At 55.9% G+C, this 13,371-nt stretch carries 12 protein-coding genes; 4 read left to right on the top strand and 8 right to left on the bottom strand.

Annotation, left to right across the window (positions count from 1 at the left end):
- Nucleotides 1-149 precede the first annotated feature (149 nt).
- The 4 genes from rlmD to O9H85_RS28535 form a co-directional block, all read right to left on the bottom strand.
- The gene (rlmD, locus tag O9H85_RS28550; protein ID WP_269884847.1) at nucleotides 150-1,658 is read right to left on the bottom strand and encodes a 23S rRNA (uracil(1939)-C(5))-methyltransferase RlmD; all 1,509 of its coding nucleotides are present in this window, start codon (nucleotides 1,656-1,658) and stop codon (nucleotides 150-152) included.
- Nucleotides 1,648-2,640, bottom strand: coding sequence for a diacylglycerol kinase (locus O9H85_RS28545; protein ID WP_269884804.1), 993 nt, complete (start codon nucleotides 2,638-2,640; stop codon nucleotides 1,648-1,650). Before O9H85_RS28545 ends, rlmD begins: the two co-directional genes overlap by 11 nt.
- 21 nt (nucleotides 2,641-2,661) lie before the next feature.
- Nucleotides 2,662-3,435, bottom strand: coding sequence for a sirohydrochlorin chelatase (locus tag O9H85_RS28540; RefSeq protein ID WP_269884803.1), 774 nt, complete (start codon nucleotides 3,433-3,435; stop codon nucleotides 2,662-2,664).
- A 188-nt stretch (nucleotides 3,436-3,623) separates the two neighbouring features.
- A complete protein-coding gene (locus O9H85_RS28535) occupies nucleotides 3,624-3,914 on the bottom strand; it encodes a YerC/YecD family TrpR-related protein (RefSeq protein ID WP_010494821.1) in 291 nt (96 codons plus the stop codon).
- A gap of 288 nt (nucleotides 3,915-4,202) precedes the next feature.
- Here O9H85_RS28535 and O9H85_RS28530 point away from each other — a divergent pair, with 288 nt between their 5' ends.
- Nucleotides 4,203-4,754: a hypothetical protein gene (locus tag O9H85_RS28530; RefSeq protein ID WP_269884802.1), complete on the top strand. Its 552-nt coding sequence runs from the start codon at nucleotides 4,203-4,205 to the stop codon at nucleotides 4,752-4,754.
- Between the two features lie 373 nt (nucleotides 4,755-5,127).
- On the opposite strand, the gene O9H85_RS28525 is transcribed toward O9H85_RS28530, so the two are convergent.
- Complete coding sequence (locus O9H85_RS28525; RefSeq protein WP_269884801.1) at nucleotides 5,128-5,865, bottom strand: ThuA domain-containing protein; 738 nt, start codon at nucleotides 5,863-5,865, stop codon at nucleotides 5,128-5,130.
- Nucleotides 5,866-6,114: 249 nt separating this feature from the next.
- On the opposite strand from O9H85_RS28525, the gene O9H85_RS28520 reads away from it, so the two are divergent.
- The 3 genes from O9H85_RS28520 to O9H85_RS28510 all read left to right on the top strand — a co-directional run bounded on the left by O9H85_RS28520 (nucleotide 6,115) and on the right by O9H85_RS28510 (nucleotide 8,326).
- Nucleotides 6,115-7,074 carry a helix-turn-helix domain-containing protein gene (locus O9H85_RS28520; protein ID WP_269884800.1) on the top strand — a complete coding sequence of 320 codons (960 nt, stop codon included), beginning with the start codon at nucleotides 6,115-6,117 and terminating at the stop codon, nucleotides 7,072-7,074.
- Nucleotides 7,075-7,134: 60 nt separating this feature from the next.
- Entirely contained in the window at nucleotides 7,135-7,638 is a 504-nt protein-coding gene (locus O9H85_RS28515) for a metal-dependent hydrolase (RefSeq protein WP_269884799.1), read from the top strand.
- Nucleotides 7,639-7,873: 235 nt separating this feature from the next.
- Nucleotides 7,874-8,326: a GNAT family N-acetyltransferase gene (locus O9H85_RS28510; RefSeq protein ID WP_269884798.1), complete on the top strand. Its 453-nt coding sequence runs from the start codon at nucleotides 7,874-7,876 to the stop codon at nucleotides 8,324-8,326.
- Nucleotides 8,327-8,573: 247 nt separating this feature from the next.
- On the opposite strand, the gene desA is transcribed toward O9H85_RS28510, so the two are convergent.
- From desA to O9H85_RS28495, 3 genes are all read right to left on the bottom strand, one after another.
- Nucleotides 8,574-9,593: a Delta(5) desaturase DesA gene (gene desA / locus O9H85_RS28505; RefSeq protein WP_269884797.1), complete on the bottom strand. Its 1,020-nt coding sequence runs from the start codon at nucleotides 9,591-9,593 to the stop codon at nucleotides 8,574-8,576.
- 538 nt (nucleotides 9,594-10,131) lie between these two features.
- Nucleotides 10,132-12,354, bottom strand: coding sequence for a metallophosphoesterase (locus O9H85_RS28500; RefSeq protein ID WP_269884796.1), 2,223 nt, complete (start codon nucleotides 12,352-12,354; stop codon nucleotides 10,132-10,134).
- On the bottom strand, nucleotides 12,351-13,340 hold the full coding sequence (locus tag O9H85_RS28495) for a Gfo/Idh/MocA family protein (protein WP_269884795.1): 990 nt from the start codon (nucleotides 13,338-13,340) through the stop codon (nucleotides 12,351-12,353). Before O9H85_RS28495 ends, O9H85_RS28500 begins: the two co-directional genes overlap by 4 nt.
- Nucleotides 13,341-13,371: the final 31 nt, after the last annotated feature.

Below are 13,371 nucleotides of genomic sequence, written 5' to 3'. Positions count from 1 at the left end.
AGGATTTTCCTGGGCGTCTTCGGTTTATTTATGCTGTTTTATGTTCGACTTTTACATCAATTTTACATCAAGTCGGTTTTTCGAAATCTGTACCAATAATATTTCGATTCTGTACCACATCGGAAAATCCAGTAAATATAAGGATTATACTACGCTATACCATTCCTCACCAACAAAGCGACCGATTCTACGTGAACGGTATGCGGAAACATATCCACCGGCTGTACCCGCTCCGTGCGGTACCCTCCGTCCTCGAGCACGCGCAAGTCGCGCGCCAGCGTCGACGGATTGCACGAGACGTACACCACGCGCGCGGGGCGCATGGCGAGGATCGTCTCCAGCAGCGCGGGGTCGCAGCCCTTGCGTGGCGGGTCGACGACGATGACGTCGGGGGCGATGCCCTGACGTCTCCAGGCGGGGATGACCTCCTCCGCCGCGCCGACCTCGAACTGAACGTTGCGTATGCCGTTCAGCAGCGCATTGCGCCGAGCATCGTCCACCGCTTCGCGGACGATCTCGACGCCGTACACTTGGCCCGCGCGCTGGGCCAAGAACAAAGAGATCGTGCCGATGCCGCAGTAGGCATCGATCACGGTCTCTTCGCCGCTCAGCCCGGCGAAGTCCAGCGCCGTCCGGTACAGCACCTCGGTCTGTACCGGATTGACTTGATAGAACGAGCGGGCCGAGATGGCGAAGCGGATGTCCCCGATGGTATCGTAGATGACATCGCTGCCCCAGAGCACCCGCGTCTCGTCGCCGAAGATCACGTTCGTCCGCTCGCGGTTGACGTTCTGGCAGATGCTGCGCACGCCAGGCACGGCTTCCCGGATCAAGCCTACCAGCTCGTCCACATGAGGGATGGACGTGCCGTTCGTCACGAGCACGACCATGATCTCGCCCGTGTTGAACCCGTAACGGGCTACGACATGACGGAGCAAGCCCTTGCCCGTCTCCTCATTATAAGGCCGGATGCCGAGCTCCCGGGCCGCCCGCTTCACCGCAGCTACCACCACATCGTTATTTTCCTGCTGGATCAAGCACTCATCCATGTCGATGATTCGGTGGCTCCCCTGGGCATAGAAGCCGCTGACGAGCCCGCCTTCCAAGCTCAAACCTACAGGCACCTGCGCCTTGTTCCGATAACGCCAAGGCTCGCTCATGCCAAGTGTCGGCAGTACCTCGATCCCCTGCGCATCACCCTCAGCCGCAACCGCCTCCTCCTCCACATCCTGCCCGGAACCGGCCACCCGCAGCTTCCCGATCCGCTCGAGGTTGTCCACCACGAGCTGCCGCTTCCACCGAAGCTGCGCTTCGTAGCTCATATGCTGCAGCTGGCAGCCGCCGCACTGCTTATAGATTGGGCACGGCGCCGCTACCCGGTCCGGACTCGCCTCGACGATCTCGAGCAGCTTGGCGTAGCCGTACTGCTTCTTCACCTTCAGCACCTTCACGCGGACCTTCTCACCCGGAAGCGCCCCATGGACGAAGAGGGTATAGCCGTTCACCCGGCCTACCCCTTCGCCCTCGTGCCCGATGCCGATAATATCGGCCAAGTATTCGCCGTTCTTCTCCACCGGAAGCCCGGTGAGATCAGCTGCCGCCGCAGTTCTGCGACCGCCGCGGTCTCCCGTCCTGCCGCTGCTTTTGTTAGCCTTCATCTTGCTCATTATCTTCCACTCCGGTCTTGGTTTTCCATGGCAGCTTCATCAGGTTGAGCGGGGGATTCTTGTAGGTCGACTGCCCCGTCTCGTCCACGAAGATGTGCAAATGCTGCGGCAGGTTGGTGAACAGGCACGGAAGCGTGCCGCCGAATTCGCCGTCCAGGTTGATCTGCACGTAATCGGGCGAGGTCACCTGGATGTGCTGCGTCTGCAGGTAAATGATGTTCGGATCGTCCAAGTGCTCGCCGCGCAGCGCAAGGGACACGACGCGGATGAACTCCGCGAGGTTGCACTTCTTGAGGATCAGCACGTCGAACAGGCCGTCGCTGAGGGAAGCGTCGGGCGCGAGGCGCTCGAAGCCGCCGACGGAGTTGCTGTTGGAGATGAGGAACAGCATGACCTCCTCATGCAGGTCGCCCTCCTCGGTCTGGATGTACAGCTCGATCGGCCGCAGCCGCGGCAGCTTCTCGAGCCCTTTCATATAGTAGGCCATCTGGCCGATCATCGTCTTCAGCTTGCTGGGCACCTCGTAGGTCAGCTCCGTCAAGGAGCCCCCGCCCGCAATGTTGATAAAATAGCGCTTGTTCATCTTGCCCACGTCGATCACGGTAGCATGCTGCTTCAGGATGACGTCGACGGCGCCTTCCCAGTTGCGCGGGATGTTCAGCGCCCGGGCGAAATCGTTCGTCGTCCCGAGCGGGATGATGCCGAGCGGCGGGCGGTGCTCCTTCTCCGCCATGCCGTTGACGACCTCGTACAGCGTGCCGTCCCCGCCGGCCGCGATGATGACGTCGAAGCCGCGTGCGATGGCCTCGGCTGCAGCCAGGGAAGCGTCGCCCTCGCCGATCGTGGCGTGCGTGCTCGTCTCCAGCCCGCCGCGCTCGAGGCGCTGCAGGATTTCCGGCAGCCGCCGCTTCATTTCCTCCCTGCCGGAGGTGGGGTTATAGATCAATCTTGCCCGTTTGGGACGTACTGCCATACTCTTCCTCACCCGTTCGTATCAATTATTAAATCTTTCCAGCCAAGGCCTGGCCTGCCGCTCGATCCACCGCGCAATGCCGGGATGAGGCAGCAGCGCTTCGCCGCCATACCGGTATGTATAACCCTGAAGCCGTTCAGGGATCACTTCTCTTGTAAAATAACCCTCGCTAAGGAACAGCGGAGCCACGATCACGGTTAGCTCCGGCCGGAGCTGCCGCCAGCGGTCCATTTTCTCGCCGACCTGATCCGGGAGCAGCATCGCCGTATCGGCCTCGGCGAATCCGCCCAGCAGCTTCAGACGCTGCGCCAGCTTCTCCAGACCGCGCAGCCAGAGCTCATGAAAGCCCTTCTCGATGCTGCCGTGCCCGATGAGCAGCACAAGCTCCCGTTCCGGCTCCGAGGACAAGCGTTTCAGCTTCGCATACACAATGTCCGCGATCACCGGATCGTCGTCAACCGGTGCCGTAAAGTGTATACGTGCCCGAACCGCAAACGGTTCCAAGTCCGTCGGCAGGAGCGGCTCCGGCTTCACGCCCAGCGCATAGCTGATCTCGTCGATATGGGTGCTCCCCGAGGAAACGAACAGCGGCACGGTCACGATATCCGTCACGCCCTGCGATTCCAGCCAATCGATGCCGTCCTGAATGAGCCGATCTTCGACGATTTCGAGAAAAGCGGAGAATACCGGCACGCCCGCCGGCAGCTTTACCGCGGCGACCGCCTCGTCCACGAGCCGCACCCAATCTTTACTGCGCGAGCCGTGGCTAATGACTAATATGCCGAATTTTACCACGGGCTATCCCCCCTTGAAGCATCCCTTTCTCTCTATCCGTGCCGTTGTCATCTACTGCGGCGGCAACGGGATACCAGCCGTTCTCTCAGACTATCTGCCCATTATAACATGAAAAATCCCTCTCAGCCTATAAACAAGGTGAGAAGGATGGATTGGACTTGATCTTGCCTGGCCCGAACCAAAGCCGGTTAGCGGCCGAGCCGTTCGAGCGTCATTTTGTAGCCGTCGTTGCCGTAATTGAGGCACCGCTTCACGCGGGAGATGGTCGCCGTGCTGGCGCCGGTCTCCGCTTCGATCTGGTTGTACGTATTGCCCTTGCGAAGCATGCGCGCCACCTCCAGCCGCTGGGACAGCGACTGAATCTCGTTGACCGTACACAGGTCGTCGAAAAACACGTAGCATTCTTCAATATCCTTTAAAGTCAGGATCGCCTCGAACAGCTGGTCGATCGCTTTATCGTTAAGCTTCTTCAATTGCATTGCCAATTTCAACCCCTTGATGATCTGCTTCGCACTTCTATTCATGTATTCGACATCGGGGCACGAAATCCTCCCTTTAGAGTTGCGAAACTTTACTATTTTTATGCGTCAGCGAACTAAACCGCCCGCGAAGTTGCCGGGCACCGTGACAGGAGTCCAATCCAATCATTCGCCTATCACATACATTATACTAGGTAAACGACTGCCGTACAAAAGCCCGGTATCCCGGCCCTACCCGGGCTGACGCCGCCGGGCTCCAATCTGAATACGAAGGTTGTGACTTTAAAAATGAACTATCCTAGACATGTGATAGGCAATCAAGGCGGGCGGCTGCCGGCGCAGCAGCACCGCCAAACGACTTACCTGCCCCCGGCGCAGACGCGCAGCTTTACGCCGGACGCCGGTTTCAACGCAGGTGGCTTCGGCGGCGCAGGCGGCGCAGGCGGCGCAGGCAATCCGTTCTCCGGTTATCCCGGCCTTGGGGAGATGCAGTATCCCGCCTTGCAATCGATGACCCCGCAGCAAACGGCCGGAGGCGGGATGCTGGGCTCGCTGTTCGGCGGAGGCGGGGGCGCAGCAGCAGGCGCCGGGAGCGGCTTCAACATCGGCCAGCTGAAGACCATCGTAGACCGCTTAGGCGGGATCGAAGGCATCGTGAGTACGTTCGGGAAGGTGCAGCAGGTCGTGCAGACCATGTCGCAGATGGCACCGATGCTGAAGCTGCTGCTCGGCAGCTTCGGCAAGAAGGCGGCCGCCTCCGATACGGACGCCCCCGTTCGCCGCCGGCGCCGAAATCGGCGCAAAGTCTCCGCTCGCGTGCGGAGAAGACCGAAGAAATAACTTCAAACCTGCTTGGTGTAAAGTGCAGAGAACCGGACGATCCCTCGCGGGAAGTCCGGTTCTCTCATGTTACAGCGATAAAACCAGGATAAACGGCTGCGCCGTCCTTGTCTTAACGCTACAGAAAGTTTAAGTTCGCTAAAGCGTTAAAGCGGACTGCGACTTTCTGTACCAAGAAAAACTACCTCTAAAAACGGTCTGGCATCTTTGAAGGACTCCGATAAGGAGTTTTTCTTACAAGGACCAGCGCGTTTACCAAGGTTGATGCGAAGCTATAAGCCCGCGAAAACTTATAAAGTCTTATCAACTAAAGAAAGCCCGGACTCTCCCTGTCAAGGGATCGTCCGGGCTTGCCTGTATCCATCAGCGGATGCTACACGCTCGCTTTGGCTTTAATGGCTTCGAGCGGCTTGTGGTTGCCGTATTTCGGATAGTCGCGGGTCGTCGGCGCCGCCCACTTGACGCCGTTGCGGATGACGGTGCGAATTTGCTCATTGTAGTAAGTCGGATACGTTTCGTGGCCCGGACGGAAGTAGAAGATTTTGCCGGAGCCGCGCTGGAACGTGCATGCGCTGCGGAATACCTCGCCGCCCTCGAACCAGCTGACCATGATCAGTTCGTCCGGCGCCGGAATGTCAAAATGCTCGCCGTACATTTCCTCAGCCGGCAGGTCGATGTACTCGCCGATGCCTTCCACGATCGGATGGCCCGGAGTTACGACCCACAGGCGCTCCTTCTCGTTGGCTTCGCGCCATTTGAGGTCGCAGGAGGTGCCCATGAGCTTTTTGAAAATTTTGGAGAAATGGCCGGAGTGCAGCACGATCAGCCCCATGCCCTGCATTACGCGCTTATGCACGCGCTCTACGGTAGCGTCCTGGACATCGCCGTGCGCCTTGTGTCCCCACCAGATCAGAACGTCGGTATTGTTCAGCTTCTCTTCGGCCAGGCCGTTCTCCGGCTCGTCGAGCGTAGCGTAGGCCACCTGGAAATCGCTGCCGAGACCATCGCCGATGGCGGTATGAATGCCGTCCGGGTAGACGGAGCGGACTTTCTCGTTTTCTTTCTCGTGACGGAACTCGTTCCATACGGTAACGCGAATCGGTTGAGCCATGGGATCGATACCTCCATTGGTTGAATTGGGATTATTATGAGTATAGTAAATCGCCGGGCCAAAAGATATGCTCAATCCTGCCTCCTCCTTATGCAATACTGCCATTCGGTTCGGAGTCGTGCTATACTCAAGATTAGGCTGCCCCCTAGGCAGACCAATACGTAAATTACATTCCCTCATTGGAGAATGAGTAACCTTTTTGCTATGCAATTCTGTTATTCGAAATGAGACAAGCGAGGTGCATGGTCGATGCCGTCAGTGTCTGATGCGATGGCGGAGGCGGTAACGGAGGAGGAAGTCGTTTACCAGAATCCGCTGCTTTTTCTAAAAGTATGGGAGATCCATTCGAAACAGGCGGACTGCGGCCATCCGGAGCAGTGGCCTTGGCATTATCATAAGGAAGTCGAGTTTCTGGCGATCCGCCGGGGAAGCATGAGGCTGCAGACCAAGCACGAATACTGCTCGCTGCAGGCAGGGGACGTGGTCGTCCTCGGCTCCTCCCAGCTGCACCGGACAAGCAAGGAGCATCCGTCCGAGCTGCAATATGTGGTGTTTCAGGTCGATTTGGTGCAGCATTTTGACCAGAGCACGATGCCTTACCTGCACTGCTTCTCGGAGCTGACGCGGCCGCTCGGGGAGCTGAATTATATTTTCCGCGAGAACGAGGAGGCGAGGCGGGAAGCGTTCGCGCTCATCATGGACATCTTCGAGGAATCGCAGACGCGCGGACGAGGCTATGAGCTCGCCATCAGCGCCGCCATTAAGCGGCTGCTGCTCCTGCTGCTCCGCTGCGATACGCGGGGGGTGTTAAGCGGGGCGGGCGAGGCGGAGCTGACGCGGCTGCGCCCAGCGCTCGATTATGTGGACCGGAACCTCGGCGAGAAGATCGCGGTGGAGGAAGCATGCCGCCTGCTGAACCTGAGCTATCATTATTTCATCAAATATTTCAAGAAGGTCATGGGCCTCTCCTTCGTCGATTACGTGAACTACAAACGCGTGAAGAAAGCGGAGCGTCTGCTCCTCACCCGCGACATCTCGATCATGGAGGTCGGCTTTGAGGTCGGCATTCCGAACATGGCCCAGTTCTATAAGCTGTTCAAGCGGTATAACCAATGCTCGCCGAAGGAATTCAAGCGGCGGATGAAAGGGGAGGCCGGGCGGATAAGTCCGGAGTCGGATGCGGAGGGACTCCAGTATGTGGTAAACTGAATGATGGCGAACATTTGTACGCCCACATCTTAGTTCTGCATAACCGGAGGTAGGAACCACATGCTGCAACGAACACACGGAGCGGCGGGCGTCTTGGCGGCGGAATGGGTGCTGCACGTCTATGAAGTCCCGCTGCTGTCGTGGGAGACGGCCGGAGCGCTCATGCTCGGCTGCTTCGCCGGACCGCTGGCCGATATCGACAAGCCGGGGTCGGTGATGGCGAAGCTCTTTTTTCCCTTGTCGGCCTTATTAAGACTGCTGCAAATTCATCATCGGACGCTGACCCATTCCTTCGCCTTTCTTGCGCTGCTCGGGATGGCCTTGATGCCGCTTCCGCCGCTGTACTTCTGGACGTTCCTTCTGGCGTACGCGTCGCATCCTTTGATCGACCTGCTCAACGAGCAAGGAGTCGCCCTGTTCTGGCCGGTGAAGAAGAAGGTGCGCCTTCTCCCCAAATTCATGGCCATCGATACGGGATCGCCTATGGAATCGTTGTTTTGCTTCATTCTGGTCGTTCTGTGCTTCTGGCTTCCGATCCGGGACTGGTGGCACGGCACGTTCTAGAGGGCGGATTTATACGAAAAAAGACGGCAGGCGCTGTTTCGCGCTTGGCCGTCTCTTTTTTGCGCTACGCGGATATCGGGACGTGGCTCACGCGATCCGGAACCGGCGGACCGACGAGACAGGCGCTCCCGTGTAGAGAACTTGCAGCGGCCGTGCGGATTCCTTTAAGATGGACTCAGCGGGGATCGAATCCGCCGCCTTGCCGTTTGGACAAATTTTTATGGAGGACCGACGAATGCATATACGAGAATTGCAGCCCCTCGAACCGCTTCCGCTCGAATTGCTGCTGCTGGCCGACCCGGAGGCACAGATTGTCCGCTCCTACATGAAGCGGGGCAAGTGTTACGTCATGGAGCATCACGGCGAAGTGATCGGCACCTACGTGCTGCTGCCGACCCGGCCGCACACCGTCGAGCTCGTCAACCTGGCCGTCCGCGAGACGATGCAGGGGCAAGGACTGGGACGGCAATTGATCGCTCACGCGCTGCAAACCTCAAGAGAGCTGGGGTACAAGACCATCGAGGTCGGTACCGGCAACTCCAGCGTCGGGCAGCTGCTTTTGTATCAGAAATGGGGATTCCGCATCACGGGCGTGGACCGGGACTTCTTCACCCGGCACTATGCCGAACCGATCGTGGAGAACGGCATTCCCTGCGTGGATATGATTCGATTGCAGCAGGATCTGTAGTCCGGGAACGGCAGCGTCAGTCGAAGCCGCTCCTGCCCATCGGGCCATGCTCGGCTCCCATACCCCGGCAGTCACATCCAACCAGGATAAACGGCTACGCCGTCCTTGTCTTACAAGGACCAGCGCGTTTATCAAGGTTGATGCGAAGCTATAAGCCCGCGAAAAACTTATAAATACTTATCAACTTAAAAAAAGACCCAAGCTTGTCTTAAGCCGACAAACTCAGGTCCCGCTGATAAAAATCTTATTAGACCGACCGCAGCAGCCGTTCCTGGCGGATTCGCTTCAAATCGCGGAAGCCCACGAACCGCTTGCTTTCCTCGTTCCATACATGGAACTTGAGCGATTCGAGACTCGACCGCAGCGTGATCGTCTGGACGTTCCGAAGCTGCGGATTACTGTTGTGAACCGACTCCAAATAATAGTTTGGCACCCGCGGGCTCAAATGATGGATATGGTGGAACCCGATGTTGCCCGTTATCCAGTGCAGCACCCGCGGCAGCTTGTAGAACGAGCTCCCCCGCAGGGCGGCCTCCACGTAATCCCAGGCTTTTTCCTCTTCGTAGTAAGATTCCTCGAATTGATGCTGAACATAGAACAGCCAGATGCCTGCCAGACCGGACGTCAGGAAGATCGGCGCCTGCACCAGCAGGAACGACTCCCAGCCGATAAGCCAGCACAATAGTCCCGCGCCGGCGGCGATGCCGAGGTTCGTGATGTAAGTGTTGATCCGCTCCTTGCGGCCGGCACGCTTCCGGTTAAAACGGTAATCCAGGAGAAAAATGTACACCGGTCCGATCGTAAACATGAAGAGCGGGTTGCGGTACAGCCTGTACACGATGCGCCTTAGCAGCGGCGAAGAAAAATATTCATCCACCGTCAAGGTCCAAATATCCCCCGTCCCCCGTTTGTCCAAATTGCCGCTCGTTGCGTGATGAACGGAATGAGTATGCCGCCACTGCTCGTAGGGGCAGCAGGTCAGAATGCCCGTGAACGTACCCACAATCTCATTAGCCGTGCGATTCTTGAAAAAGGACTTATGGCAGCAGTCATGAAAAATGATGAAAATCCGAACCAAGAACCCGCCGGCCAGCATGGCAATCGGTAAGGTCAATACGTACGAAACCGATAAGCTCAAATACGCAAGATACCATAAAACAAAGAACGGTCCCACCGTATTCACGAGCTGCCACACGCTGTGTTTGAGCTGTGGTCTTTCGAAGGGGGCGATATCCATGCGCCATCCCTTGTGTTCCTCCTGAGACATTCCGTTACATCTTCCTCTCCCGTTATCGTGATGGATGCATCATTAAAAAATAGCCCAATTTACAATATACGCAAAAAATGTCGATTGGTTTCAAAATTAAGCTCGAATATTGTCAGGGAAATCAATCCAATATAAAAGAATGATGCCCCGACGTTCGGCGGTACAGGATAAAGCTGCGCTCTAGCCGGTAGAGGCGAGAGAAACCGACCCGGCCGTGTTCGGGCAAGAGGGTAAAAGCCTCTCTAAGAGCGTTATAGTGCTGTATGTGATAGTCAAACCCGCCGGCTGTTGTTGAGGCCACTGAAAAAGTCCTTCGAAAACCGGCAGCGACTCACTGAATTCAACTTATAAACTTAATTCCTGCTGCAACTCATCTACGGTTTTCTGTAATTCGTTTAATTTATCCTATAAACCTTTAATTTTTGGGAACTGCATAATAATGCCGTTTAGTGCCTTCACATTACTGCCCGAAAGTTCAGCAGGCTGCCGATGATGACGGCAGCCTGTTCGTCTTGATGCTATCGTCTCCGTTAGAATACTAATTGTACTTTGAACTTGAAATCTCTTTTACCGAACCATCCGCTCCGCAACCTGCTGCAGCTGTAACGACAACTGTTGTTCTCGCTTCCCGCCAACCGCACCGAACGGTAATTACCGCTTCACCGCTCGACTTGCCGGTAACCATCCCGTTACCGTCAACCTCCGTAATGATCGGATCGCTTGAATACCATTCTCTTTTAAATGGAGCTTGAACCTGCAGCGTGATAGGTGCATTCGTACTTGTGAGAAATTCTGCAGTACCGGTGAGCGTCAGCCGTTCCCCTGGCTTCAATTCGACCGAATGCGAATCGAATGCGATGTAATCGAACAGTGGTATGACATCCCAGCTCAGGCTGTCTCCGTCTACCTTCAGATTCAAATAATGAAAGAAACCGCCTTCCTCAGCCGGAACATGCGTAAATTTCCCGCCTCCACCGGAGATGATATAGTCGACGTCCTGCACCCGCTTGTGGAGATAAGCATGCAGATCGCCGCTTAATACGGCAATGCTCCGCTCCGGATGCCGTCTTTTATACCACCCGAGCATATTGTACAACCTCTCGATATCTTCCTTATTGCGAAAACCATGGCCCGTTAATAAATTCCGGCCGTCTGCAACAATTTCATCCGGCGGTACATGCATCATAATCAGGATGTGCTTCATTCCAGTTTCGTTCAGTATATCCTCCAGCCACGCCCATTGCGACGGGTCGGAAGCTGTAATTCCCATTGAAGCGCTGTCCATGCCGATGAAACGAACGCAGCCGTAATCGAAAATATAGTTTGTTTCCCCAAAAGCATAATGAAAGTTGCGCCTGGAATTCGTTCCGGTTATCTCGTGATTGCCGATCGAGATCACAAAGGGTACCCGAAACGAATGAAGCACCGGAAGGGCCAGCCGAAAATTTTCCTCGGTATCGTAATCGACAATGTCACCGACATAGGCGATCAGTTCCGTTTCCGGCTCCCTGTTGATTCGGGCGATCTGTTCTCGCAGCAAAATATCCGTAGGCATCGTCCCGTGACCCTCGAAGTAATATCCTCCGTCGCCGATGACACTGATCTGAAACTTGTTCGGATTTTTCGGCTGCCCCAGCGAAGGGCCTACGGTAAAAGACCAGCTAACCTCAGCCGCGTTGCCGGCGCGATCCGCCGTAATAAGGCTAACTGCGTGCCGTGATTCCGGCGGGAGCGGCTCCGGCGTGAAGTAGATCGTTTCGCTTGTTTCGTCGTAACGAAAGGCTAACTCCCGGCCGTCAAGCATCAGCTTCGTTTTGTTCCAGTCTATTCCAGTATGGGAATCGTACAATCGGGCGGAGATCCTCGGACGGGTCGTTCGAGTCGTCATCCCGTCCAATGGACCGATTACTGTAATAACCGGCGCATCCGTATCGGGTCCGGTATACATGCGGAACGTCCATTTTGCCGAAGGCATTGCGGGATTGCCGGCAAAATCCGCGGCCTCGATCAAAACCGAGTGCTCTCCATCCTCGATAGGTTCATTCGGCTTGTACTCGACGAGTCCGGTCAACGGATCGTACGTGTGTTCTATAACACGGTGATCAAGCATCATCCGGATCGAAGCAGGATCGACGCCGCTGCCGGCATCCCGGACGAAAGCTCCAATGGGCATGTGCGCCGCGTGAACGGTCGTTTCCGGCTTTGGTGACATTCCACTGAACTCGGGACTCTCCCAATCTTCTCCGGACTCGCCGTATTCCGCCCTCACTTGATCGAAGTAAATGATGCCGGCGTTTTTATTGGCGTTATCGTCCTCGACCACATACACCCGACAAAGCTTGACCGGAAACGGCAGTTCCGGACTTATCGGGCTAGTTACGTATTTCCAGCCTACCCAATTCAGTCCTCCCGGCTGCGTCAGATTGAGTGCGATCGCATTCCCTTTGCAGTCCTTAAGTTGTGCCCGTAGCCAGTGACCGTTTCCGTCCCCGTATATCCAAACTCCCAACATGGAAGGGTAACCCGGAAGGATCCGGCCGATTTCACCGTCTTCTCCCCAAAAAATGACGGAAGCAAGGGAAATTCCCAGCTCTCCGCTAAAATCATACGAAAGACGGAGACTGTGCTCGCCCGTTCGCACCGGATCGGGTCTGCTCGCGAGGCCTAGTGCGACCGATCCGGGCACGACTTTCGCAAAACCAGCCTCCAATCCGTTCAAATGGTCAAAATTTTCCTCGAAGTTATATCTTCCGCACATCATGCTAAGACCTTCACAGGTTGGCCGAGACGGGCCGATTCGCTAGCCGCCAACGCAACCATGGCGGCATGCAAACCGTCCTCCCCGGTAATGGGTACCTGCTTTCCTTCCAGTAAAGCTTGTACGAATCCTTCGATCATGTAAACGTACATATCGTCTCCCCAGTAATTCCATTGGGCTTTGGTGAGGTCATCGCTGTACAGCTCATTGGTTTGGGCGAATGCATCAAGCGACATCATCCCTTTGGAGCCTATCAGATTCAGCTTCAAATCGCTTGAGGCCGGGCATGACTTCGGACGGGACCAGCTGGGATCAATGACGGCAAATGCACCGTTAGCGAATTTGACGTGAACGATTCCCGCATCTTCCACCTCGATGTCGTGGAACAACGTGCCGGCCTCCGCATACACCTCTTCGGCACGCCAGCCCGTAAACCACAAGATCAAGTCCATCACATGAACGATATGGTCCATGAAAGCCCCGCCGCCGGATAACGTTCTGTTCGTAAACCAGGCCCCAGGCAACGTCCCTTTATTGCTTCCTTTAATGATTGCAATTTCTCCGAGTTCTCCACACTCTAGTGCAGCTTTCGCCTTCACGACGGCGGGAAGGTACCGGCAAGGGAAAGCGGTCATCAATTGTACGCCGTTATCCCGGCAAGCGCCGATCATCGACTCCATATCTTCCCAAGTCGTTCCTAATGGCTTATTGCATAAAATATGCTTGCCGGCTCTCGCCGAATCTATGGTCATTTGCGCATGGCGCGTATTTTCGGAACAAATGACAACGGCATCCGCATCGGAGGCCAGCAATTCACGGTAGTCGGAATAATACCGCAGCCGATAGTCGTTAACCGGCGATTCCACGCGGGACCAATCTTGATCCGCAATTCCGACGATTTCGACTTCTTCTATCCGTGACAAGCATTGCAAAAATTTGTTGGCATGACCATGGGCGAAGCTGATCATTCCAACTTTCAGTTTACGCATAGTTGTTCCTCCCAGATCAAAACGCTGAATA

Source organism: Paenibacillus gyeongsangnamensis (assembly GCF_027533625.1).
GTDB lineage: Bacteria > Bacillota > Bacilli > Paenibacillales > NBRC-103111 > Paenibacillus_G > Paenibacillus_G gyeongsangnamensis.
The sequence above is the reverse complement of the archived record's forward strand: the minus strand, read 5'-3'. Positions and strand labels throughout refer to the sequence as shown.